Origin of the sequence: Streptomyces sp. NPDC059452 (genome assembly GCF_042750035.1) — a bacterium.
Lineage (GTDB): Bacteria > Actinomycetota > Actinomycetes > Streptomycetales > Streptomycetaceae > Streptomyces.
This window is the reverse complement of record NZ_JBHYVE010000011.1, coordinates 106770-130563: the sequence shown is the minus strand read 5'-3', so window position 1 is coordinate 130563 and position 23794 is coordinate 106770. Positions and strand designations below refer to the sequence as shown.

The 23794-nt window shown below is 70.3% G+C and carries 21 protein-coding genes and 1 pseudogene; 13 read left to right on the top strand and 9 right to left on the bottom strand.

Translation table 11 applies throughout. The features are described from left to right. Positions 1-108 precede the first annotated feature (108 nt). The 5 genes from ACFW9Z_RS17030 to ACFW9Z_RS17010 all read left to right on the top strand — a co-directional run bounded on the left by ACFW9Z_RS17030 (position 109) and on the right by ACFW9Z_RS17010 (position 6460). Positions 109-3558, top strand: a complete 3450-nt coding sequence (locus ACFW9Z_RS17030) for a nitrate- and nitrite sensing domain-containing protein (RefSeq protein WP_384640849.1) — start codon at positions 109-111, stop codon at positions 3556-3558. Further along, the gene (locus ACFW9Z_RS17025; protein ID WP_384640847.1) at positions 3555-4034 is read left to right on the top strand and encodes a roadblock/LC7 domain-containing protein; all 480 of its coding nucleotides are present in this window, start codon (positions 3555-3557) and stop codon (positions 4032-4034) included. The genes ACFW9Z_RS17030 and ACFW9Z_RS17025 overlap by 4 nt, the downstream gene beginning before the upstream one ends. Then, positions 4031-4450: a DUF742 domain-containing protein gene (locus ACFW9Z_RS17020; protein WP_384640844.1), complete on the top strand. Its 420-nt coding sequence runs from the start codon at positions 4031-4033 to the stop codon at positions 4448-4450. Before ACFW9Z_RS17025 ends, ACFW9Z_RS17020 begins: the two co-directional genes overlap by 4 nt. After that, a complete protein-coding gene (locus ACFW9Z_RS17015) occupies positions 4431-5132 on the top strand; it encodes an ATP/GTP-binding protein (protein WP_384640841.1) in 702 nt (233 codons plus the stop codon). Before ACFW9Z_RS17020 ends, ACFW9Z_RS17015 begins: the two co-directional genes overlap by 20 nt. Before the next feature lie 92 nt (positions 5133-5224). After that, positions 5225-6460 (top strand): styrene monooxygenase/indole monooxygenase family protein, encoded by a 1236-nt coding sequence (locus ACFW9Z_RS17010; protein WP_384640839.1) that lies wholly within the window; start codon positions 5225-5227, stop codon positions 6458-6460. Between the two features lie 93 nt (positions 6461-6553). On the opposite strand, the gene ACFW9Z_RS17005 is transcribed toward ACFW9Z_RS17010, so the two are convergent. The 5 genes from ACFW9Z_RS17005 to ACFW9Z_RS16985 all read right to left on the bottom strand — a co-directional run bounded on the left by ACFW9Z_RS17005 (position 6554) and on the right by ACFW9Z_RS16985 (position 13234). Next, positions 6554-7822, bottom strand: coding sequence for an NlpC/P60 family protein (locus tag ACFW9Z_RS17005; RefSeq protein WP_384640836.1), 1269 nt, complete (start codon positions 7820-7822; stop codon positions 6554-6556). A gap of 192 nt (positions 7823-8014) precedes the next feature. Beyond that, on the bottom strand, positions 8015-11020 hold the full coding sequence (locus ACFW9Z_RS17000; protein WP_384640833.1) for a PQQ-binding-like beta-propeller repeat protein: 3006 nt from the start codon (positions 11018-11020) through the stop codon (positions 8015-8017). A 96-nt stretch (positions 11021-11116) separates the two neighbouring features. After that, complete coding sequence (locus ACFW9Z_RS16995; RefSeq protein ID WP_384640830.1) at positions 11117-11380, bottom strand: hypothetical protein; 264 nt, start codon at positions 11378-11380, stop codon at positions 11117-11119. Positions 11381-11384: 4 nt separating this feature from the next. Then, the gene (locus ACFW9Z_RS16990) at positions 11385-12203 is read right to left on the bottom strand and encodes a TetR/AcrR family transcriptional regulator (protein WP_384640828.1); all 819 of its coding nucleotides are present in this window, start codon (positions 12201-12203) and stop codon (positions 11385-11387) included. 71 nt (positions 12204-12274) lie between these two features. Continuing rightward, positions 12275-13234, bottom strand: coding sequence for a diiron oxygenase (locus ACFW9Z_RS16985; RefSeq protein ID WP_384640825.1), 960 nt, complete (start codon positions 13232-13234; stop codon positions 12275-12277). Between the two features lie 273 nt (positions 13235-13507). Between ACFW9Z_RS16985 and ACFW9Z_RS16980 the strand changes: the two genes are divergently transcribed. After that, positions 13508-14617 (top strand): ferritin-like domain-containing protein, encoded by a 1110-nt coding sequence (locus ACFW9Z_RS16980; RefSeq protein WP_384640822.1) that lies wholly within the window; start codon positions 13508-13510, stop codon positions 14615-14617. Positions 14618-14632: 15 nt separating this feature from the next. Here ACFW9Z_RS16980 and ACFW9Z_RS16975 read toward each other — a convergent pair whose 3' ends face one another. Together ACFW9Z_RS16975 and ACFW9Z_RS16970 are read right to left on the bottom strand one after the other, a co-directional pair. Next, positions 14633-15511 (bottom strand): alpha/beta fold hydrolase, encoded by an 879-nt coding sequence (locus ACFW9Z_RS16975; protein WP_384640819.1) that lies wholly within the window; start codon positions 15509-15511, stop codon positions 14633-14635. A 545-nt stretch (positions 15512-16056) separates the two neighbouring features. Further along, the gene (locus tag ACFW9Z_RS16970) at positions 16057-16524 is read right to left on the bottom strand and encodes a GNAT family N-acetyltransferase (protein WP_384640816.1); all 468 of its coding nucleotides are present in this window, start codon (positions 16522-16524) and stop codon (positions 16057-16059) included. 201 nt (positions 16525-16725) lie between these two features. Here ACFW9Z_RS16970 and ACFW9Z_RS16965 point away from each other — a divergent pair. After that, positions 16726-16920: pseudogene (locus tag ACFW9Z_RS16965) on the top strand (IS1380 family transposase); the annotation flags it as partial. Between the two features lie 215 nt (positions 16921-17135). Here ACFW9Z_RS16965 and ACFW9Z_RS16960 read toward each other — a convergent pair. Together ACFW9Z_RS16960 and ACFW9Z_RS16955 are read right to left on the bottom strand one after the other, a co-directional pair. After that, positions 17136-18191, bottom strand: coding sequence for a transcriptional regulator (locus ACFW9Z_RS16960; RefSeq protein WP_384640813.1), 1056 nt, complete (start codon positions 18189-18191; stop codon positions 17136-17138). 209 nt (positions 18192-18400) lie between these two features. Beyond that, positions 18401-19684 (bottom strand): hypothetical protein, encoded by a 1284-nt coding sequence (locus ACFW9Z_RS16955; RefSeq protein WP_384640810.1) that lies wholly within the window; start codon positions 19682-19684, stop codon positions 18401-18403. Positions 19685-20208: 524 nt separating this feature from the next. Between ACFW9Z_RS16955 and ACFW9Z_RS16950 the strand changes: the two genes are divergently transcribed. From ACFW9Z_RS16950 to ACFW9Z_RS16925, 6 genes are all read left to right on the top strand, one after another. Beyond that, positions 20209-20652 (top strand): hypothetical protein, encoded by a 444-nt coding sequence (locus ACFW9Z_RS16950; RefSeq protein ID WP_384640807.1) that lies wholly within the window; start codon positions 20209-20211, stop codon positions 20650-20652. A 472-nt stretch (positions 20653-21124) separates the two neighbouring features. Continuing rightward, positions 21125-21595: a glycine-rich domain-containing protein gene (locus ACFW9Z_RS16945; RefSeq protein WP_384640804.1), complete on the top strand. Its 471-nt coding sequence runs from the start codon at positions 21125-21127 to the stop codon at positions 21593-21595. 29 nt (positions 21596-21624) lie between these two features. Next, positions 21625-21888, top strand: coding sequence for a hypothetical protein (locus tag ACFW9Z_RS16940; protein WP_384640801.1), 264 nt, complete (start codon positions 21625-21627; stop codon positions 21886-21888). Positions 21889-22035: 147 nt separating this feature from the next. Further along, a complete protein-coding gene (locus ACFW9Z_RS16935; RefSeq protein WP_384640798.1) occupies positions 22036-22446 on the top strand; it encodes a hypothetical protein in 411 nt (136 codons plus the stop codon). Next, positions 22443-22838, top strand: coding sequence for a hypothetical protein (locus ACFW9Z_RS16930; RefSeq protein WP_384640796.1), 396 nt, complete (start codon positions 22443-22445; stop codon positions 22836-22838). The genes ACFW9Z_RS16935 and ACFW9Z_RS16930 overlap by 4 nt, the downstream gene beginning before the upstream one ends. A 62-nt stretch (positions 22839-22900) precedes the next feature. Then, a complete protein-coding gene (locus tag ACFW9Z_RS16925; RefSeq protein WP_384640794.1) occupies positions 22901-23755 on the top strand; it encodes a hypothetical protein in 855 nt (284 codons plus the stop codon). Positions 23756-23794: the final 39 nt, after the last annotated feature.

Sequence of the window (23794 nt, the reverse complement as noted above, 5' to 3'; positions counted from 1 at the left end):
TCAAAAGCACTGGAATGGTCAGAAGCCGTACCAGGAGCGGGGGGTCCTTCTACGTGACCGAGCGTCACCTCTGCTTCAAGGGTGGACGAGTCAAGATTGCGAGCACCGGTGCAGAAGAAGCGGCCGCGGACCAAGGGCAGCATGGGCGACGGTTCCGGGGCGACGCCACCGGCTCCGGTCGCCGACAAGCGGACCGTACGGGTACGGAGTCGGCTCATCGCCGGTGTCGCCGTCGTCGGGATCACCGTCATCGCGGCGGGGGCTCCCGCGGCGCTGAGCGCATCCGCCGATCTGGCCGAGTCCCAGCGGCTGGTGACCCTCGCCGAGCTGAACCAGCAGGCCGTCACCCTCGCGCACTCCCTCGCCGACGAGCGGGACGCCGTCACCGCGTACATCGCGGGCGGCCGCGCCGATGACGGCAAGGCGGGCGAGGAGAGCCGCCTCACCCGCACCACCCGGGTCGACCAGCAGATCGACGAGATCCACGGACCGGCCCCCGCCGCCCTGCGGCGCGACCTGTCCACCGTGCCCTCCCTGCGCCGGGACGCCCTCACCGGCAAGGGCTCCGCGCTGGAGGCCCACCAGGCGTACTCCGAGGTCATCGCCAAGCTGCACGGCATCTCCGCCGAGCTGGCCGAGAAGACCCCGCCGCGCGCCGCCGACGCCACCCGCGCCCCGCTCGCGCTCGGCGGTGCCGTCGAACAGGCGTCGGCCACCCGCGCCCTCCTCCTCGGCGCGCTCGCCGTGCCGACCCCCGAGCCCGCCGCTCCGCAGACCGACCCCTTCACCGGGCTGCCGGTGCAGACCCAGGACGAGGAGAGCAAACGGGCGGGCCGCGACCGGGACGGGCTGAGCGCCGCCGCCCAGCAGGCCCGGGTCCGGGAGCTGGCCCTGCTCGCCGAGTTCGACCAGGCCGCCAACCCCGTCGCCCGCGACAAGCTCTCCGCCACCGTCACGGGCCCCGAGGTCAACAACGCGGAGAAGTACCTCACCCGCCTCACCGACCGTCCCGAGCTCTCCGACGACGACCGCGGCACCAGCGTCAAGAAGCTGGAGGCCGCGCTCTCCGCCCGGATCGACCGGATGCGCAGCGTCGAGTCCGCCCTCGGCACCACCCAGGTCCAGCGCCTGGAGGAGTTCCGCGACGACGACGTCACCGCCCTCGAACTGAGCATCGCCCTGCTCGGCGGCTGTTTCCTCATCGCCGTCGGCGTCTCCACCGCCGTCGCCCGCACCCTGACCCAGCCGCTCGCCGTCCTGCGCATCGGCGCCGCCCGCCTCGCGGAGGAGCCCGCGAGCGCCGACCCGGTCCGCTACACCGGCCGCAACGACGAGTTCGCCCAGGTCGTCCGGTCGATGAACGCCCTGCACGCCAAGCTGACCGGACTCCAGCAGGAGTTCAACGGCCGCTTCGAGAACCTCAGCGGCGAGCGCGCCGAACTGATCGCGGGCCGCGAGGCCCTCACCCTCCAGCGCGCCGAACTCCAGGTCCAGGCCGCCGAGCTCGCCACCCAGCTGGAGCGGCTGAAGAACACCGTCCACCACACCTTCGTCAACCTCTCGCTGCGCAACCTCGGCCTCGTCGAGCGCCAGCTCGCCGTCATCGAGAGCCTGGAGGAGCGCGAGCAGGACCCGGAGCGCCTCGCCACCCTCTTCAAGCTGGACCACATGGCCACGGTCATGCGCCGCCACAGCGAGAACATGCTCGTCCTCGCGGGCGCCGAGCACGGCCACGGCCACGCGGGCCCGATCCCGCTGGTCGACGTGGCCCGCGCGGCCGTCAGCGAGATCGAGCGGTACGAGCGGGTCACCATCCAGTCCCTGCCGCCGCACGCCCAGATCGCCGGGTTCGCCGCCGACGACCTCAGCCACCTCCTCGCCGAACTCCTGGAGAACGCCACCTCCTTCTCGCCGCCGGACTCCCATGTCGAGCTCTCCGGCTGGCTGCTGGAGAGCGGCGAGGTGATGCTCTCCGTGCAGGACGAGGGCATCGGCATGTCGAGCATCCGCATGGGCGAGCTGAATGCGAGGCTGGCGGACCCGGCCTCGTTCGAGGCGGGGGGGCGGACGGTCGAAGCCGCCGGGGCCGGACTCGGGCTCCAGGTCACCTCGTTGCTGGCCGCCCGGCACGGTGTACGGGTCCAGCTGCGCGAGCAGAAGGGGAGTGGAGTGACGGCCGTCGTCGTCCTGCCGCAGACCCTGCTCCCCAACTCCCTGCCCGCCTCCTCGCCGCCCGCCGTACAACTGCCGGGCGAGGCGCCGACGCTCAACTTGCCGGGTTCGGTCGCCGAGGCCAACTCCAACGCCCTGCCGGGCCGTACGCCGGTCCTGCCGTCGGCGGCCACCGCGCCCGCCCCGCCCGAGACGGGGACCACTGCGGAGGCGGCGCCCGGGGTGGTGCCCGGGACGGCCCCCGGGGTGGTACCTGAGGCGGCCCCCGAGACGGTGCCTGAGACGGTTGAGCCCGGGGCGACGCCGGAGCCCGTGTCCGAGGCGGCGCCCGTGTCCGAGGCGGCGCCCGAGGCCGCTGTGGAGCCCGAGCAGGCGGCCGAGCCGATGCCGGAGGCCCGGCCCGAGCCCGCCGCCGCTGAACCCGCCGCCCAGCCCGCCGTCGACCCGATGATCGCCGCCGCCGAGCGGGCGATCCGCGAGGCCGGCGCGAAGGAGCCCGCGCCCGCTGCCGAGGACGCGGAGGCGCCCGGGGCCCCCGAAGCCACCGACGTACCGCAGCAGAGCCCCGACGCGGACGCGCGGACGGAAGCTCACGCAGACGCAGACGCAGACGCAGACGCAGACACGGGCGCAGACGCAGACACGGCCGCCGAGTCGGACTCCGAGATCACGCTCCAGGTCCGGCTCCCGAAGCCCCCGGCGGACCTGGAGGCCCCTGCGGAACCGGCCGCCCCGGCAGCTCCCGCAGCTCCTGCAGCCCCCGCAGCCCCGCAAGCCCCCGCAGCCCCCGCAGCTCCCCTCACCCCCGCCGCCCCCGCGATCCCGCAGCCTTCCGACCCGTACGCCATCGGCCCCGACCGCCACGAGCGTCCGGCCGAGAGCGGTCCGGGCGGTCAGGAGGACCAGGGCCCCACCGGCCCCGCCTCCCGTCCCGCACCCCACGCCGAGGCCGCCACCGACACCGTGCCCGGCCCCCGGAAGCCGCAGGCCGAGCGGGTCACCGACAAGGGGCTGCCCAAGCGCACCCCCAAGGTGGTCCGGCCCGAGAGCGCCCCCACCACCGGGCGCACCGGCAGCCTGGACAAGGACGACCTGCGCCGCAGGCTGGGCACCTTCCACCAGGCGGCGAAGGAGGGCCGGCGCGATGTCGAGGCCGAGATCGCCGAGGCCACCGGCTCCATCGCCCTCGCCGACCACGAGGGCGTAACCACCACCCGTACGGGGCACGAGAGCACCACCGCCCACGCCACGGGCGCCACACCCGCACCACCCACCGCACAGGACGCACGCACCGCACACGACACACGTACCGAGCAGACCGGCGGCCGCGCGGCGGACCGCCGAAACGGAGAGACGGGGGACACAGTCGAGGAGGCACGCAGTTGACTGCGCCCAGCACGTTCGGGCTGAGTACCGAGGCCCGGAACCTTCACTGGTTGCTGAGCAATCTCGTGGAGGAGGTGCCAGGGGTCCACTCGGTCACCGTCGTCTCGTCCGACGGACTGATGCTGCTCTCCTCCGACCCAGGCCACCACACCGCGAAGGCGGCCGGACCGTCGGACGGCCCCAAGGGGTCCAGCGCCGACCTGGCCACCATCGTCTCCGGCATCGGCTCGCTCACCGTCGGAGCCGCGAAGCTGATGGACGGCGGTGGCGTCAAACAGACGATGGTCGCCATGGACGAGGGCAGCGTCTTCGTCATGTCGATCAGCGACGGCTCCCTCCTCGGCGTCCACGCCGCCCCGGACTGCGACATGAGCGTCGTCGCGTACCACATGGCCCTCTTCGTCGGCCGGGCCGGACACGTCCTCACCCCCGAACTCCGCAGCGAGCTGCGCACATCGATGGAGAGCGCCCAGTGACGACCGCCGCCGCCGCAGGCTCCGCCCCCCGCCTCCCCGTCCGCGGGGCCGACAAGCGCCCCGCCCGGGTCCGCCCGTACTCCCTCACCGGAGGCCGCACCCGGTTCGGGCACGTCCTGCTCGTCGAGACGTTCGTCGCCGCCCTCGAAGCACCCGAGGAGCGCCGCGAGCTCACCAACGGCAACCTCGCCTCGCGGGTCATGCCGGAGCTCCAGGCCATCGTCGAAATCTGCCGCCGGATGCGTACGGTCGCGGAGATCTCGGCCCTGTTGAAGATGCCGCTCGGAGTCGTCCGGGTGCTGCTCAGCGACTTGGCCGACCAGGGAAAGATCCGCGTGTACGGAACCGGTCACGGCACCGGTCAGCCCGACCGCGCACTGCTCGAAAGGGTGCTCAATGGACTCCGCCGTCTCTGAGGCGCCGCTCTTCGCCCCGCGCCGGCCGGGGCCCGGGCTCTCCCCGGACCAGCCGCCGCAGCTCCTGGACCAGCCGTCCCGCTTCCAGGACCAGCCGGAGGAAGCCCTCCAGCCCTGGCAGCTCGACCACACCCGCGCGCCCACGGCGACGAAGATCGTGGTGGCGGGCGGATTCGGCGTGGGCAAGACGACGTTCGTCGGCTCGGTCTCCGAGATCACGCCGCTGAAGACCGAAGCGCTGATGACCCAGGCCAGCGAGGAGACCGACGACCTCTCCGCGACGCCCGAGAAGACCACCACGACCGTGGCGATGGACTTCGGCCGGCTGACCCTGGACGACGACCTCGTGCTGTACGTCTTCGGCACCCCCGGCCAGCAGCGCTTCTGGTTCATGTGGGACGACCTGGTGCGCGGGGCGATCGGCGCGGTCGTCCTCGCCGACACCCGGCGGCTCGCGGACTGCTTCCCCGCGCTGGACTACTTCGAGAGCTGCGGGCTGCCGTACATCGTGGCGGTCAACCACTTCGAGGGGACGCCCGGCTACGAGGCGGAGGACGTCAGGGAAGCCCTGACCGTACCGCCGCACGTCCCGATAGTGATCATGGACGCGCGCAACAGGATCACGGTCGTCGAGTCGCTGCTCGCCCTGGTCGGCCACGCCCTCGACGTCGCCCCCGCCTAGGTCCTGTCGTCAAACTGCCGCCTGCCGCGCGACGGCAGTTTGACGACAGGCCCTAGACCGCCCGCCTTGAACACACACAACGGAGAGCCGCGATGCGGAAGATACTCATAGTCGGAGCCGGTCAGTCCGGACTCCAGCTGGCCCTGGGGCTCCAGTCCAAGGGCTACGAAGTCACCCTGATGTCCAACCGCACGGCCGACGAGATCCGCACCGGCCGGGTCATGTCGACACAGTGCATGTTCCACACCGCGCTCCAGCACGAGCGGGACTACCAGCTCAACTTCTGGGAGTCCCAGGCCCCGAAGATCGAGGGCCTCGGTGTCTCCGTCGCCGCCCCCGACTCCTCCCGCGCCATCGACTGGGTCGGCAAGCTGGACGGCTACGCCCAGTCCGTCGACCAGCGCGTGAAGATGGCCGGCTGGATGGAGACCTTCGCCCAGCGCGGCGGGCAGCTCGTCATCCACGGGGCGGCCGTCTCCGACCTGGACTTCTTCTCCCGCACCTACGACCTGGTGATGGTCTCGGCGGGCAAGGGCGAGCTGGTCTCCATGTTCGGCCGGGACGCGGCACGTTCGCCGTTCGACGCCCCGCAGCGCGCGCTGGCCGTCTCCTACGTCCACGGCATGGGCCCGCGCCCCGAGCACCCGGAGTTCGACGCGGTCCGCTGCAACCTGGTGCCGGGCGTCGGCGAACTGTTCGTGATGCCGACCCTCACCACCTCCGGCCGCGCCGACATCCTCTTCTGGGAGGGCATCCCGGGCGGCCCGCTCGACGCCTTCCAGGGCATCAAGGACCCCTCCGAGCACCTGGCCAAGACGCTGGAGCTGATGGAGAAGTTCACGCCGTGGGAGTACGCCCGCGCCACCAAGGTCGAGCTGACCGACGCGAACGGCACCCTCGCGGGCCGTTACGCCCCCACGGTCCGCAAGCCGATCGGCCGGCTCCCCGGCGGCGGTCTGGTCCTCGGCGTGGCGGACGTCGTCGTGGCCAACGACCCGATCACCGGCCAGGGCTCCAACTCGGCCTCCAAGTGCGCCAACTCCTACCTGGACTCGATCCTCGAACACGGTGAGAAGGAGTTCGACGCGGCCTGGATGCAGTCCACCTTCGACCGCTACTGGGACACCGCCCAGCACGTGGTGAAGTGGACCAACGCGATGCTGGGCGTCCCGCCGGAGCACGTACTGAACCTGATCGGCGCGGCAGGCCAGCTCCAGCCGGTCGCGGACCGCTTCGCCAACGGGTTCAACGACCCGGCGGACTTCGACAACTTCTTCTTCGATCCGGAGAAGACGAACGCGTACCTGGCCTCGGTCTCCGCCGCCTGACAGACGCCTGACAGGCACAGGTCAGATGCCTGCCAGGCGCTTGGCAGGCATCTGACCTGCGGCCGGACCCGCACCGCCGGTCCGGCCGCCGGGCTATTCGGAGGCCTCGTCCGGTGCCGCCTCCGTGCTGTACCCGGTGTCCGAGCCGTCGCGGGCGCCCTCGGGCAGTTCCGGGCGGGTGTACGTGGACAGCGGTACGCCGCCGGGGTCGGGGCGGACGGCCCCCAGCAGCGGGTTGGACGCCACCGGGGAGACCTTCACCTTGGCGCCGGGGCGGGGGGCCTGGACCACCAGGCCGTCGCCGATGTACAGCGCCACATGGGTCGCCTTCGGGAAGTAGACCACCAGGTCGCCGGGGCGCAGCGAGGAGATCGGCACCTTCGGGAGCTGCTTCCACTGCTCCTGCGAGGTGCGGGGGACCGGCCGCCCCGCCGCCGCCCACGCCTGGGAGGTCAGCCCGGAGCAGTCGTACGCGTCCGGGCCCTCGGCGCCCCACACGTACGGCTTGCCGATCTGCTCGATCGCGTACGCGATGGCGTCGCCGCCCTGCCGGGTCGGCGGCCGGGCCGTGCTGAGCGCCCCGGAGGCGACCAGTTCGCGCTGGGCCGCCGCCACGTCCCGCTGCTCCAGGCCCGCGAGCTGGGCCAGTTGCTCGGCGGAGAGCGTGGCCAGCAGGGCCTCCACCTCCTTGAGCTTGCCGCGTACGGTGTCGCGCTGCTTCTTCTGCCGCGCGGCCAGCTTCTTCTGCTCGTCGACCGCCTTGCGCGAGGCGGCGGCCAGGGCGTCGGCGCGGCGGGCGTCGCCGGTCAGCCGCTCCACCGTCGCCGCGCGGCCCGCCGCCACCCGCTCGATGACATGGCTCTGGTCCAGGGCACGCAGGGGGTCCCGGGCCAGCAGCAGCTGGAGGTAGGCGGAGAACTCGGTGCGCCCCTGGTACTGCTCCCGGGCCAGCCGCCCGGCGTCCCCCCGGCTCAGCTCCAGCGCGGCCCGGGCCTTCGCCAGGTCGGCGCTCACCTTCTTCGCCTGCGCGGTCCGCTGCTTCAGCTTCTCGGCGGTGGCGTTGTAGGTCTCGCTCGCCTCCTCGGCCTGCTGGTAGCGCGCCTGGAGCTCCCGGAGGAGGGTGGCGATGCTCCTGGGAGCCCCTGCTGCGGGACCGGCTTCGGGGGCGGCGAGGGCGGTTTCCGCGTCGACCTCTTCTGCGTCCTCGGCGTCCTCGGTGCCCTCCGGTGGTGCCGTGTCCTCGGACGGTACGGGGCTGGGCTCGGCCGGTGCGGCGGCGGTGGCGGTGGCGGTGGCGGGGGAGAGTGCGAGGGCTGCGGCGATCGCGGTCGTGCAGACCGCGCGCAGGAGTCTGGCTGACACGACATCACCTCGGTGACGGAGACGGGGCCCGGAAGATTCGGGCTCGTCACGAGCGAGCAAGTGAGCAAGTGAGCGAGTTAATCCGATTAATCCGGTCACTTGGTGTCAGGTGATGCAAGCACCGCACGGCGTGCCGTCCGGGGGATGCCCCGGACGGCGGTACCGGCGGTGATACCGCCCGTCAGCCCAGGCTCAGGCCACCGGGAAGGCGTAGAAGGCCCTGTCCCGCTGGACGATGACGCTCTTGCCGACGGCGAAGGCCCGGTACGGGGCGCTCACCGTGGCCCCCTTCGGATCGGCCACCCCGATGTCCTGGAACTTCCACAGGCGCTCCCCGTCCGCGGCGGAGAACGCGGTGACCTGGGTGGCGTCGGAGGCGAACAGCGTCCTTCCGCTGCTGCTCAGGGCGAGGGAGGGGGCGTACCCGAGGCCCGGCACCTCCGTCGAGCGCCGCCAGATCAGGCGCCCGCTCTCCCGTTCCACCGCACCGACCTGCCGGTTGCGCTCGGTGGTGTGGACGAGGGATCCGGCCACGACCGGGGTGCCGAAGAACGAATCCGCCGTGCCCGCCACCCGCCACAGCGGCTTGGTGGTGTCGGCCTCGAACGCCTGGAGATCGGTGCCGACCGCCGCGTACAGGGTGCCGTCCTCGTCGCCCGCGATGCCCGCGGCGGGGCCGACCGTGCCGTACTGCTTGGTCCACAGCAGCTTGCCGGTCTTCTGGTCGAAGGAGCGGACGGAGCCCTTCCCCTTGGCCGCCTTGACCTCGGCCGCTGTCAGGGTGACCGCGTCCTGACGTACGAGGAGGTCGGCGGAGCGCTCCGCCACGACCCGGTACAGGGGCGTGCCGGGGGCGCGGCCCGCCGGTACCGGCGTACGCCAGAGCTCGGCGCGCCGGACGATGTCGTACGCGAAGAAGAACGCCTCGGTGACCTGCTTGTCCGGCGCCTTCTTCTTGCCCTTCTTCGGCTTGGGGGCCTTCACGGTGACCGTGTGCGAGCCGGTGAACCAGATGACCGGACCGGAGTGGCCCGCCAGGCGGCCCACCTGAAGGTCCGGCAGGTCGGCGAACCCGTCCGCGTACCGCACGCGGTGCACGACCGTGCCGTCCTTCGGCGCCAGCCATAGGAACTCCGTCGGGCTCGCCACGAAGCACAGGTCGCCCGCCACCAGCGCGGACTGGCCCTTGGCGGCGTCCGCGCGCTGCCAGATCCGCTTGCCGGTCCGCAGGTCGACGGCGCTCGCCTGGCTCTCGCTGGTCACCACCAGCAGCCGGTCCCGCCAGAGCGCGGTGGTCAGCGGGGCGGACTCGGAGGCCGGGTGGGAGTAGATCCAGCGCGGCTCGGGGGGCCGGCCCGGGAGCGTGGGGCGCGGCTTCGGCGCGGGCTTGTCGTCGGTGGCGGCCACGCTCTCCCCGCCGCTGAGCGCGGCGACCGAGCCGCCGCCCACGACGAGCCCGCCGACCGCTGCGGCCGCGATGGTGATCAGGGTCCGGCGGTTGGCGGTGGGGCCGGGGCGGGGGCCGGGGTTGGGCGGCGGGGTGGGCGCGGTAGGCAGGTGCAGCGCCGCCATCGGGCCACCGCTGTGGCCTGCTGTGCCGCTGTGAGCTGCTGCGCCGCCGTGGCCTCCCGCGTTGCCCTGGTCTCCGCCCGGACCGGCGGCACCCGGGAACACGGCGGCCGGGTAGGGGGCGGGGCTGCCGTGGGTGTGGTGCTGCTGACCGGGGGACGGGGTGCCGGGGGCGGCGGGGGGCTGGTACGGCTGCTGGGCGGGCGGGAGCGCGGCGGGCCCGGCGTGGGCGGCCGACGCGGTGTCCGGGGTCAGGGCCTGGGCCGGAGCGGCGTTCGGGCCCAGGGGCAGTTGGTGGGGGAGGGCGAGCTGGGCGGTCGCGGGGTCGGTCTGCGGCGGCTTGGGACCGGTGTTGAGGAAGCGGGTGGTGCCCCGGTCCTCGCCGATGTCGCCGTTGCCGGTGGTGTCCGTGGGGGTTTCGGGGGCGGTGGCGGCCGCGGTCGCGAGGGAGAGCCGGGGGTCGGCCGGGGCCTGTGCGACAGGTGTGTCGGTGGGTGCGTCGGCCGATGTGTCGGTGGGCGTGGCAGCGGCTGGGTCGGTGGGTGCGTCGGCCGCTGGGTCGGTGGATGTGGCAGTCGCTGGGCCAGTGGGCGTGGCAGCCGCTGGGTCCGTCACCGCGTCCGTCGGCCGGGCGTCCTCGGGCTCCTCGGCGGGGCGGGCGTCCTCGGGGGCGGCGGAAGCCGTGATCCGGGCGCCCTCGGCCCCCTCCACCGGCGCCTCCAGCCCCCGCACCCGCGCCTCCTGCTCCGCGACCGCCGCCGCGAGCGGTTCGGGGAGCCAGCCGCCCCGGGCGAGGCCCGCCGCGCCCTCCAGGGCCAGTTCGGCGGCGACCGTACCGGCGGTGGGCCGTTCGGCCGGGTCCTTCGCCAGGCAGCCCGCGATCAGCTCGCGCAGCTCCTCGGGTACGGCGTCCAGTTCGGGGTCGGCCTCGGCGATCCGGCGGGCGGCCTCCTCGGGCGGGCCCTCCGTGAACGGGGTCGTCCCCGTGGCCGCGTACGCCAGCAGCAGCCCCAGCACGAACAGGTCGGACGCCGTACCGGCCTCCTTGCCCTCCACCTGCTCCGGCGTGAGGTAGCCCAGCCGGACCGAGAGCTGCCCGCCGGGCCTCGCCTCCGCCGCCGCTGCCGCGCCCAGCGGGCCGAACGCGGTGAGCCGGGGCCCGTCCTCGGCCAGCAGCACCGTGCCCGGGGCGAGCCCCTGGAGCGCCGAGCCGCCCGCGTGCACCCGGGAGAGGATCTCGGCGATGCCCGCGCCCAGTATCCGCAGGGCGCGCTCCGGCAGCGGACCGGCGATCCCGATCGCCTCGGCCAGCGGCAGGGCGGGGACGTAACCGGCGGCCGTCCACAGGAGTTCGGGGCCGCCGTCGTCCTCGGCCTCGTCCTCACCGGTCTCCAGGGGCGGTGTCACCCAGCCGCCCGCGAGGCGTTCGGCGGTGCGGGCCTCGGCCTGGAAACGGCGCCGGAAGGCCGGTACGGCGGCGAGCTCGGGGTGCGCGGCGGTGATCACGGCGATCTCGTCGCTGTCGGTGTCCCGCGCCACGTACTGCACGGCGCTCGCGGCTTCATGGAAGCGGGCCAGCACGGTGAAGCGGCCGAAACGGCGTGGATCTTCCCTACGCAGCGCCTCCATGGCGCACCCCCCTTGTGACCGTCCTGCGGTGCCCGAGCGACCCGCCCCCGGCACCTGACCGTCGATCTTAGGGCCTGCGCCTGCGGAAGCCAGCGTTCAGGGCTTCGACCAGGGCCACTTGAGGGTGCGGCGGGCGCGGCCGCCGGGCGCGTACTCGTACACCCAGCCGCGCTGGAGCCCGAGCCGCTTCGTGTAGCCGGCCGGGACGCGCTCGTAGGCGTGCACGGTGGGCGGGGAGCCGTCGGGGGAGGGCACGGGGACCTCGTACCACTTCGGCGGGTGGCCGGTGGGGCCGACCAGCACGGGCAGCACACGGCCGTCCAGGGGGCCGCCTCGGAAAGGGGTGTTCTCGCTCTTCACCGGGTCAGTCTGCCGCAGTGGCGTGCGGCAGCAGGTGCGCCGCCTCCGCGACGACCGGGACGACCAGCTCCGCCAGCCGTCCGGCCGGTCCTTCCGGGGTCTCCAGGGCCAGCAGGTCGCGCACCACCGAGGCGGTCTCCTCGTCGGTGGCGGCGGTCGCGGCGAGCAGGGCGATGAGATGGTCGACCAGCCAGCCGCGCAGCTCGGCGGCCGGGGGCTGCTTGCCCTCGTCCAGCCAGATCAGGGAGGCCGCCTCGACGGCCGCGATCCAGCTGCGCACCATCATCCGCAGCCGAGGCCCGGCGCTCCGAGCTCCGGCGCTCTCAGCCTCCGGCCCGGCGCTCCGAGGTCCGGCGTCGGCGCCGCCGATCCGGCCGAGGTGGCTGAGGATCTCCTCGGCCGCCGCCCGCCGGACGCCGTCCACGATCGTCGTCGTACGGGAGGTCTCCACGACGCTGCCGCCGCGCAGCAGCGCGCTGAAGCCGGTGTCGTGCTCGTCGACGAAGCGGAGGTAGCGGTCCAGGACCCGGGCGACCCGCTCGGTGGGCGGGCCCACCGGCGGCTCGGTGAAGCAGAGCTTCAGCTCGTCGGCGGCCGAGCCGAGCGCGGCCTCGTACAACTGCTGCCGCCCGCCCGGGAAGTAGCGGTAGACCAGCGGCCGGGAGACCCCCGCCGCCACCGCCACCTCGTCGAGCGAGACCTCGTCGGGGGCCCGGTGGGCGAAGAGGCCGAGCGCCGCGACCAGGAGCTGGGCGCGGCGCTCCTCGACACTGAGCCTGCGGTACGCGCGGGGCGGCGGCGGGGCTGCGGCGGTGGACGTCATGCCCCTGAGCGTAAGGGGTGGGCCGCCGGGCCCCGGAGGGGTGCTGCCCGGGTCCTCCCGCTCGCACGGGCTCAGGCCAGCAGCCCGGAGCTGCGCCAGAGCCTGCGGCTGACGCCGTTCAGCAGCCCAATGTCGTCGAAGAAGTCCGTCAGCCGCTTCGAGCCGGTCTGCATGACCTCCGCCCGGTGCCCGCTCGCCTTCACCTGGGCGACGGCCTCGCGGCGGTCCAGGCCGACGTTCTCGTACACCTGCGGGTTGACGAAACAGACGGAGAACACCCGGGCCGCCTCGCCGCAGCTGAGCTTGGTGAGTTCGCGCTCCCAGCGCGGGGCGGTCACCATCTGGCGGCGCAGCTCCTCGCGGGCGTACCGGACGTGCCGGGCCTCCTCGATGACATGGATACGGGTCACGCCGCGGACCAGGGTCTGCACCCGCTCGTCCGGGAAGGTCAGCCGCTGCATCCAGTCGAGGATCTCCTCGCCGAGCAGGGTCGCGGCGAACGAACCGGGGGTGGTGGAGACGGTCTTCAGGACCCGGGCCAGATTGTGGTAGACGCGCGGCACCTCGTACGTCGGGGCCCCGCCCCAGTCGATCATGCGGCCGAACATCATCGAGTGCCGGCACTCGTCGGCTATCTCGGTGAGGGCGTAGCGGACGTGGTTGCTGGTGACGGGCTTGTCGTAGACGTGCCGGACCAGCAGCTGCATCAGGATGATCTCGAACCAGATGCCGAGTGAGGCGAGCGCGGCGCCCTCGTGCCGGGAGAGGTCGAGGCGCTGTTCCTCGGACATCCGGTGCCACATCGGGGTGTCGTAGAGCGAGAGCAGCTCCGGCGGCCAGAACCACTGGCCCTCCTCGACGGCCGCGTCCCAGTCGAGTTCGGTGTCGGGGTCGAAGGAGTGCTTGGCCGAGGATTCGAGCAGGCGCGCGGCGATCTGCTCGCGGTCGCGGAGCGGTCCGAGCGCGTCGTGGAGCACGGTCACATCGCGATCGGTCGGCGCTGTCGTCGTCGCGGGCGTCACGGTCGTCATGGCGGGAGCACCTCACACAGGGGTTGCCGGGCACAGGTGTTACCGGCGGTCACTCCTTATGAGACTGCCTGTCAGTAAGGACGTCAATCCCTCGCGCACGACTACACACGACTGCATGCGCCTCTGCCGTACGCACCTCTGCGCGACTTGTTGACCCGCCGTCTACCAACGTGTGAACCTGCGGGGGAGGCGGCGGGCGGGGCGCGCCCAACTGCCTCCGGAGTCACGGAACTTGTCAAGCCGTTCGATCCAGTCGAGGCGAAGGAGCCGTCCGTGTCCACTCATGACCTCTACACCACCCCGCCGCCGGAGCCGATCTGGCAGGTCCCCGCCACCGGGGCGGCCCGGTTCAGCTGGGACTACGACGACGGCCGCGAACGCCTCCTCGCCCTCTACCAGAAGGGCAAGGACAAGCAGTGGGACGGCAACAAGCGCATCGACTGGTCCCTGGAGGTCGACCCCGCCGACCCGCTCGGCACCCCCGACGAGGCGCTCACGCTCTACGGCACCCCGCACTGGGCGAAGATGACCGAGAAGGACCGGGGCGAGCTGCGCAAGCACTACACCTCCTGGCAGTTCAGCCAGTTCCTCCACGGCGAGCAGGGCGCGATGGTCTGCGCGGCCAGGATCGTGGAGTCCGTCCCCGACCTGGACGCCAAGTTCTACTCCGCCACCCAGACCATGGACGAGGCCCGGCACGCGGAGATCTACGGCCGCTTCCTGCACGAGAAGCTCGGCATGCTCTACCCGGTCAACGACAACCTCCAGGGCCTGCTGGGCGACACCCTGCGCGACTCCCGCTGGGACATGCCGTACCTCGGGATGCAGGTCCTGATAGAAGGCCTCGCGCTCGCCGCCTTCGGAATGATCCGCGACACCACGACCAAGCCGCTGCCCAAGCAGATCCTCGCGTACGTCATGCAGGACGAGGCCCGGCACGTGGCCTTCGGGCGGATGGCGCTGCGCCACTACTACAAGCAGCTCAGTGATGCCGAACTCCGCGAGCGCGAGGAGTTCGTCATCGAGGGCTGCTACCTGATGCGCGACCGGCTCAGCGGGGTGGAGGTCCTGGAGAACTTCGGCATCGGCAAACAGGAGGCGAAGGAGCTCTCGGAGCACTCCGAGTTCCTCCAGCTCTTCCGCAAGCTGCTGTTCAGCCGGATCGTCCCGTGCGTCAAGGACATCGGCCTGTGGGGTCCGCGCCTCCAGAGGGCGTACGTCGACATGGGCGTCCTCGAACTCGGCGACTCCAACCTGGACCTGCTCATGTCCCAGGACGAGGAGATAGCCGAGGAGCTGGACCGCCAGCGCTTCGCGGCCGAGGAGGAGGCCCGGGTGGCGGAGGTCGCGGAGGCGATCGGGGAGGGGCGGGAGGCTGCCTGAAGGGGCGTGGGGGCCTCAACGCCGTACGACTACCCGGCCGATGAACTCCACGACCAGCCCGGCCACCCGCTCCGGCGCCTGGAGCAGCATCGCGTGACCGGCCGCGATGCCCTCGACGGTCACGTTGGGCTGCCGGGCCGCCAGCTCCGCCAGGTCCCGCTCCAGCCCCTTCCCGTACGCGTCCAGCAGGTCTTCCAGCCACTCCAGCCCGGGCATCGGCCCGACCCGCTCCTGGGCCCGGACCAGCAGCAGCGGACAGCGGACGCGCCGGAACACGGAGAACAGGTCCAGCCCGTCCATCGCGTCCAGCATCTCCACCGCACCCGGCAGCTCGGGCAGCAACTGCCAGCCACCGTCCGGCAGTTCGCGCGCACTGGCCCGGCAGGCCGCCTCCGCCCGCGCGGCCGGGATGCCGAGGGCGACGCTGTGGTCCACTTGGCCTGCCAGATACCCGGCGGGCATCCGGGCCCCCGGCCGACGCCCGGGACATCGCCCCGATCTCCGCCAGCCGCCGGGCGGCCTCCTCCTCGGGCCCCCCACGTACTGGTCCGGCCGCCCCCACCCGAAGCCGTCCAGGTCCACCACCGCGGCCACCCGCTCGGGACGCGTCCCCGCGTACACCGAGGCGACCATGCCGCCCAGCGAGTGCCCCACCACGACCACCTCTTCCGCTGCCCCGAGGGTGTCGTCCAGGTCGGCGCAGACCGCCGCGAGGTCCCAGGAAGCGGCGGGGTCGCTGCGGCCATGGCCGGGCAGATCCACCGCGAGCACGCGGTGGCCCCGCGTCAGGCGGGGTGCGACGGCGGCCCAGTCGGCCGACGAGCGGCCCGCGCCGTGCAGAAGAAGGAGGGGCGGGCCGTCGCCGCCGTGATCGTGCAGGTGAAGGGCTGTCATGCGCACCACGGTAGGCCGCCGGAACGTCCTCAAGATCGTCCGCCGGAACGATGGAATGCGGTGGTTCCTGGACCGATAATGGATATACGCGCCCGGGCTCCGCAGCAACGAGCGGCAGCGCATCGGCCTTTCGCTCCGCGACCCCCGGCCCGCTGGCTGAGCGCCCCGGAGGCGGTTCCTGGTCGGAGGGCGCGAGGCCAGGTGACTGTGCTGTGCCGACTGCCCGGGCAGCCTCTCCACGGCCCCGGCCCCGGCCCTCGCCCTGGACGGCCGTGGGTTGTCAGTGGCTCTGCCACCTTCGACGAGAAGGCTCAAACCGATGCGGCAGGTCAATGAAGACCACAATCTACGGCTGGAGTACTGGCCTTGCGCTTTCAGCAAAGTGCGATGTCTACTCATGATCAAGAAGCAGAAAGGCTCCTCCGGCCTGGGAGGGTTGGGTATCCCAATGAGTCTTCTTGCCCCGAGCTGGGGGGACCTGCCAGGTGATGGACCCCGAAGTTTCTCCGCGATGCCCCCGGACTGAGCGGAACGGTCCGTGGATCTCAGGTGAGAGTGAGGAGCACTTCGTCGATCTCGCCGCCGCGTGCTTGGCCGAAGCCCCTGCCATGCCCGGTGATCACGAAGCCACACTTTTCCAGTACGCGGATCGAACCTGCGTTGTCGGCTGCTGCGTGGGCGTGCAACGGCCTGGTGCCGACGCCATCGATCAGCAGCGTGAGCGCTGCTGTGGCGATGCCGCGGCCCCAGTGCTTTCGGCCGATCCAGTAGGTGACCTCGCGCTCGTTCGGCGGCCCGTAGACCGCAGCATGGCCGACTACCTCATCGTCGGCGAGCACAGCGCGCATCAGGACCTCGGGGTTGGAACGGATGCTGGCCCAGTAGGTGTCGAAGTGCGCCCTTTCGTAGTGGTACTTCCTGGTGACCGCAGCCACGTACTGAGCCTCGGGGTCAGAGAGATGCTCCCAAAAAGTAGGCAGATCACTGTCGAGTACTTCGCGGAGGGAGATCATTTCGGTGGTGGCTCCTGCGGTTGGTCAAGGACGTGGTACTTCGTCGAGTACGGCGTCCGTTAGCTGATCAAATTCATGGAGTGTACGCCTGGCCTGGGAGGATGGAACGTGTCGAAGGTCCTGTCCGCAGCAGGAAGTAGGCGTGCTCCGGGTGAAGAAGGGGTGCGGGTGCTATCCGTCTGTCCGTGTCGAGGGCAACGGTCCGACCCGACCATCTCCCGTCTCATCGGCGTGCTCGCCGCGTCCGGACCGAAGGCCCTGACCGCGATCCGGGAAGCGCGGGCCGAAGTACACCAGTGAGTTTGGGAGTTGGCTGGCACGAGCGGTCCCGCCGCCGAGGGGAAGGTGACCGTGGACATCGATGGAGTGCTTGTGCTCGCGCACTCCGAAAAGCAGAGCCCCCGTCAGCGAACCGACGAGGACTCATGAACGATCGAGGCTAGGGGGTACTCCCCTCTCCTCCCGCAGTTGCACGGCAGTGAGGGGAAAACTCGCATGGCTCATTAGAAATTTTGTTGGGGATTCTTCCTGGCTGATTCAATATTAACCGTAGCGCCTGTGCTCGCCACCCTGTATTGGATGATGGCCGCAGGGGATTTATTGCTTTTGGGTCACACTGCTACTGCCGCAGGGGACACCAGTTGCGCACGTTCATGGAGATTTTTGGCAGTTTGATTCTTGAGGTAGGGTCGAATTCTCGCCTGCATGACGGACATGGCCTTGTCGCACTGCCCCGATTGGACGTCGGGGTAAATTTCCACTACCTTTCCCCACGTGGCACACGCGATTTCAAGGTGGCCGATCTCCAGTTGTCTTTCAGCCAGCATTGACAAATAGCGAATGCGATTCCTCTTGAAAGAGCTGTGGCGCAACTTATCGGACTCCTCCAGCTCCTTCACCGAGCCGGTGATATCGCCTAGCTCGTAGCGAACCTGCCCTGCGTGATAAGCGAGCGAGGACGGGTTGTGAGAGCCGAAGGTCTTCGCTTGAGACTCGGCTTTCTCCATCGCCACTTCGGCTTCTCGTAGGTACATCAGGGCCTTCGTCCGCTCGCCAAGCTGCGCGGATGCGTGTGCTTGCTGCCCTGCCAAAAAGGCGCGCATTCGAGGGCCGGCCTGCGGCGACGCGGAAGCGGCGGCATCAGCGAGGCGCATTGCCGTTTTTCCGTGTCGCAAGTCAACAGCCTGGACACTCATTCCCCGCAGTGTGGTGCAGTAGGTGAGGTGGTCCTCCGAAGCCCCTGCTAGTTCTAGCGCCTTCAGGTAATACTGTTGCGCCAGACCATGCATGCCCTCGTCAACAGCCATGTACCCAGTGAGATAGCAGAGATCAGAGGCTGCCGACATCATTGCCTTGCGGGCTTCCGCTGTGGAATCGGCTCGAAGGTAAGGTGCGACCGTATTTACAAGGAAAGCCGCTGCCATCGGGCGGGCGTGCCGACCTCCGAATTGGTCATCGAGCTCGGATACGCGTTCCGTCATAGCAACGACCATGTTCACTTCGGGAATCCCTATCCGCTGCACTCTTCCGGACTGGACCGCTTCCATACGGCCTACTACGTCCGGCCAGTCGGGGACAGTGAGCGCGACGGAGAAAAGCCCAGCCCCCAGGACGCTGCGGCGCGAGGGGTCCATGTTTTGTCTCTCGGGGTCGATCAGGCCCTCCACGGTAATCGGAGTTGTTCGGCTCTCTTGCGGGTTCTGGGAATTCGGCCTCATGCGTTACGGGGTGCAGCAGCTATTGAGAAAGAGACCTGATGTCAAGAGGCCGGCTCAAAGCTCCGAGGCTCAATCGCACCGGAGTGGCGGGAAGCCCCACCGCCCTTCAGGTAGTGGGACTCGGCCGCGCGGTGCAGGACCGCAGTGCCTGGCGGAGGTCAGGCTGCCTTCAGGTTCGCCACGTCAACGATTCGTTCGTTCAGGTTACGGACCACAGGGGAAACCCGTGGGAAGTTGAGGGACCGCAACTTGTCGAAATGCTCATCCCCCCTTGCGGTCGACAAGACTTCGTAGTCGTCGAGGAAATGACCCCACGAAGCACACGATTCCTCTACGTGCCCGAACTCATACTGCCTCTGGGCGAGTACCGCATGAGCGTGCAGTCTTCCCTGGCGTTCCAGTGGAGACATGACTCGAATGGAATCCTGGAGACTTCTGATTGATGCCGAGAGGGAGCGTGTCTCGTAGTTCACGTGAGACACATGAAACAGGAATGCTGCCTGATCGTAACCGCCAACTGCATCACGCCGAGAGTCCGCCCGGTCGAGGGCGGTTTCCGCCTCTTTGAGCCTGGTGATTGCGCCTGATCGGTCGCCCACCATGGCGGACGCATGAGCCTGTTGGCCACGGAGAAAGGCTACGAGGCGTGGGCCCGCTTGAGGTGCAGCCTCGGCCGCGGAGTTGGCATACTCCAATGCTTTCCGGCCGTGGCGTAGGTGTGACGCCTGGAGGCTCATTCCGCGAAGAGTACGAGAGTAGGTGAGCAGGTCACTCGATTCCCGGGCCAAGTCCAGGGCGTGCAGGAAGTAGGTTTGCCCCAGCCCATGCGATCGCTCGTACATGGCCATCCACCCTGTGAGGTAAGTCAGGTCGGATGCGGCGGAGAGCATGTCCCGGTGAACCTTCTCGGAGGCATCGGCACGTAAGTAGCCTGCGACCGTATTGACCAGGAAAGCTGCGGCCATTGGCCGGGCGTGTCCACCGCCCAGTTCATCAAGGATGTCTGCGATCTTTCCCGTCATCCGCCGGACGGTCTCTACTTCGCCCATGCCGATACGTCCCGTCGGCCGGGTGAGACGGTCCTGATCTTCAGCGCTTGCCTTTGATGTGAGAGCGGCGAACGCCGGAACGGTCAGCGCTGCCGAGTAGAGACCCGCAGTCAAGAGCTTGCGGCGGGATGGGTCCATGTCTTGCCTCCCGAGGTCGATCAGGTCATCCACCGTGTTCGGCTGGTCATGCGATCCCGGAGCTTGAGGAAACCCGGCCTCTTCGTATGTGACAGGGCGGTTCAGCCTGCGTGCCAGTGCTTCAAGAATCAGTGGCCGCGTGGACTCCCGTGGCAGGTGACCACTCAGCCACTGATGAACCGATGCCCGTTGGTACTTGAGTGGGGTGCCGTGCTCGGTGCCGACACGGTTCACGGCCTGGGCGAACTGGCGCATGGTCCATCTGCTCTCGCGGTACAGATGCCCGAGTCCTGCATTCGGCTGCCGTGTCGTCACTGGCCTCAACTCCCGTGCTGTGACGGCTTGACGCTCTTGACTCTTGCTCTCTTCTCAACAGTACCGCTCTGCGTGGTCGGACGGTTGCCTAGTGCGAGTACAGGCCAGTGAAGGGCGAGCGCACAGGAAGGAGGGGCCAGGGCATGGGCACGTTCGAGCGAGCCGCAACCCGGTCAAGTGTCCTGGAGCACCGAGTCGTCTCGGTGCTCTTTGCGAAGACCGCAGACACCACGGCGTTTCAGTCACCCATGAAATACCCGCCGTGCACCTGCCGCTCACTCATCTGCCCGGACTCCGGGCAGGGAGCTGTCGAGCGGCAGTCCCACGAGACGGCTGCGTCCGCCGAGAGGACGCGTGCCGCCGGCAGTACCGCGTGACCTGACAGAGCAACAGGCGCCCTGACCCAGCCGCTTCACCGGCCGAGCCAGGGCTGAGCCGACCAGCTAGAAGGAGCTGACCGACCTATGAAAGATCGTATCGGCAGGGTGATGAGCGCATTACTGTCGCTCGTCCTGCCTCTGAGGAACGGCCGCCGTGCCGTCTACCGCCATACCGTGAGCCCGAGCCGGGCGCGCGACCTGCACCAGGCTCTTCGCAGCCCGTGGCTGGAGCCGTGGCCCGGTCCGGACAGCGCGACCGTCCGGCAGCACTGGGCGGACGACGAACGGGACATGACCATCCCGCTCAGGGGCGTTACGGGGGACCTTCGGCGGGCGCACGATGCCGAGGGAGCGCGTCGATCCCGGTTCGAACACCGCCGCTCCTTCGACCAGGCCGCCGCGTACCCGGATGAGGTTGATCTGCACCAGGAGCGCCGACGCGCCCTCAGCTTCGCCGCGAGCGGATACGACTACCCGTACAGCTACCCCGGGGCACCCTTCCCCTCGTCGGCGATCGGCCTCCCGTGATGCGCAAGGGGACGAGGCGAGCCGACTACGCGGCGGTGGAGAGTGCCGTACTGACCGACCGCGCCCAGATCACCGCCCGACTCAAGAAGAACGAGAGTGTCCGGAAGATCGCCGAGGAATACGGCATCGACAGGCGCACCCTCGCGCGGATGGCTGACGCGTGGGGCGTACCCCGACGCGCGGCCACCCAGAAAAGCCGCGCAGCCCTGAGCCCCTGCAAGCGCCGGTAACCGGAAAGCACCGCATTTGCAGGTTGTAGGACCCGCTGCGGTGCCGCCAAGCACGCTCCGCAACGGAAGCAGGGGGTGTTCCGGCCGCTGTCGGCGTAGCCGGAACACCCCCCGACAGGCACGGTCGGCACGAGGCCATACCCGGGTGGCCCGAGCCCACCCAAGAGCCCCCGCTCCGTCCGCTCACACCCCTGGACAGGACGACGGACGCAGCGGGTCAACCACAATAGGAAGGCAAGAACATGCGAGACGCACTCGCGTTGCTCACCCCCGAAGGGCTGGAGGGTGTTGTCGCAACAGTCGGCGACAACAACCCCGGCATGGATCAGAGTACGGCGGAACGGATCGTCGCGGAGGCGCTGAAGTTCGTCCATGCCGCAGCGCAGTTCCCCACGGCCCGCATCGCGCCCTCCCGAGTGGTCGACGAGGGATGGCACGCCCTGATCCTGCACACCGAGCTGTATTCCACGCTGTGCGAAGGGTTCGGCACCTTCGTCCACCACTACCCCGAGCGCCCCGACTCCGGGCGCTACGACGAGCACGTCCTCACGCGCACCATGGCGACCATCGAGCAGGCCGGGTATGCGACCGACACGGAACTCTGGATGAACCCCGGCAAGCCCATGGTCGGGGTGGCGGCTCAGTGCAACCACACCCCGTGCGGGCCCATCCGCCCTGGCAACTGCGCCACCCATGGCGGGGGCGAGGGCTAGGCTCCCCGCACCCTACGGAAGGTGACCAGATGGACGCGGAACAGGCCCGCCAGGTTGACAGCGTGTTGCGGCGGTTCGGCATTCCGGGCGTCGTCGCCCCTGCAGACCCGGAGCAACTGACGGGACCGTGGCGGGTGTTCGACAAGGCCGACCCGCAGACCCGCAAGGACATTTCGGCGGACGCGCTGGCAGCCCTCGCCGCGGCGCTTCCGGCGGCCGCCCTCGGCCCTGGCCCGAAGGGGCCGAGCGGGCCGACACGGGGATTCGTCCTGCCTCCGAAGAACGACGAATAGACGACCAGCAGCGCACCTCGCCGCCCCGGACCGGCCCCGTCCGTGTGCTGCCCCCGTGGCACATGGGCGGGGCCTTCCAGCGCCCCGACGCCTCAGGAAGGCCCTCGATCCGTGCTGCAATGCACCGCCGTCACCCGCTTACCGATCATGGACGCGCTTGTTGCCCTCACCGCCATGGAGGGCGGGCCCGGCCACCCTCCGGACGCTCTCCTCGACGCCTTCGTCCTGTGCGAGCTCGCCGGACACGACGAGACCGCAGAACACGCCTCGCACCTGTACACCGCTGACACGCGGGACGACCGCGACCTGTGGTTCCTCTGGACCGGTACCGGCGCGCACCGGGTCCACCGGTTCGACGTTCTGCCGCTCTGCCTCGCCCAACTCCACGAACTGCATACGGGCCTGAGCCGGCAGTGCGTGCTGTTCCGCGACCACCGGCCCCGCGATCACTCGTTCTCCGTGACCGACCCTCTCCGCGAAGCGATCACGGAAGAGGGGCAAGCAGGAGAGAGGCAAGCAGGGGAGAGGCAAGCAGGAGAGAGGCCGAACCAGCCATGAACACCATGAACAAGTGCACCGCCGTCGCCCGGTTCGACCCGCCCGACCGGGTGGTGGCCTTCTTCGCCTCCGTACACCGCCTGGAATCGCGGCATCTGCTCTGTGAGCTGGGTGAAGACCACAGCGACGATCATGCCGCGATGCTGTGGGACGAGGGAGGAAGGCCGGGCAGCGCCGTATGGGCCCGTTGGGCGGGAAAGAACATGCGGCTCGCGTCGCTGGACTGGTGCACCGCCCTCACGTCGAACGAGGAGGCGTGCGGGCTCTTCGGCGGCCATCCGTCCGCGCACACATGGGACGTGACCGACCCCAGCCTTGAGGCATGGAGACGAGCGCTGGCGAAGGACATCCCGGGCCTCTTCCCGGGGTACGGCGAAGGCCGCGAGAACTAGGTTCTGCCCAGCGATGCCCCCGCATCGAAATTCCGTTCGCAAACGTGTCGTACCGTGAGCGCATGACCACCCCGCCTCTCCCGCCGCAGGGTCCGTACGGGCCGCCCACCTCCCCGCAGTACCCCGCCGCCCCGGGCTTCGGGCCGCAACAGCCGCCCTACGGCTATCCGCAGCAGCCTCCCGCCCCGCCCCAGCAGGGTGGTTGGGGGCAGCAACCGGGGTGGGGGCAGCAGCCGCCCGGCATGCCCGGGCCGGGCGGCTGGCCGCCGTACGGGCCGCAGCCGCCGCGCAAGAAGCGGACCGTGCTCATCGTCGGGATCGTGGCCGGTGCCGTCCTGGCGGCGGGCGGAATCACCTTCGGGGTCGCCCGGTTGATCGACGGGGCCGCCGGCCGGAGCTTCCCGGCGGCCGAGTACCGGCTCGTCCTGCCGCAGAAGCTGCTGGACGACGAGTTCACCCTGGCCCAGGACCTGTCGGAGACCGAGGGCAAGAAGATGGAGGACGCGTACGACCCCAGCATCCGGGACGCGAAGGCCGTCGTCGGGCAGTACGGCTCGGTCAAGGGCGGCGTCGCGGTCCTCTCCGGGATGTACGGGCGGTTCGCGGACTCCGACGTCATAGCGGGCAAGATGATGAAGGGCGCCTCCGAGGGGGACGGCGCGACCGTCGTCGTCAGTCCGAGGAAGTTCACTCCCGTCGGCTACGACATCACGATCGAGTGCCAGGTGCTCCAGTCGAAGAAGAACGGCGCCACGGTCACCCTTCCCATGTGCGCCTGGGGCGACGACAACACGGGGGTGTCGGTGGGCATCATCCGCCCCGAGACCGCCAGGATGGACCCGAACACGGTCGACCTGGAAAAGGCCGCGACCGAGACCGCCAAGGTCCGTGAGGAGATCCGCGTCCCGATCGGCTGACCCGGCACGGTGGCCGACCAGCCGACCAGCCGACCCGGT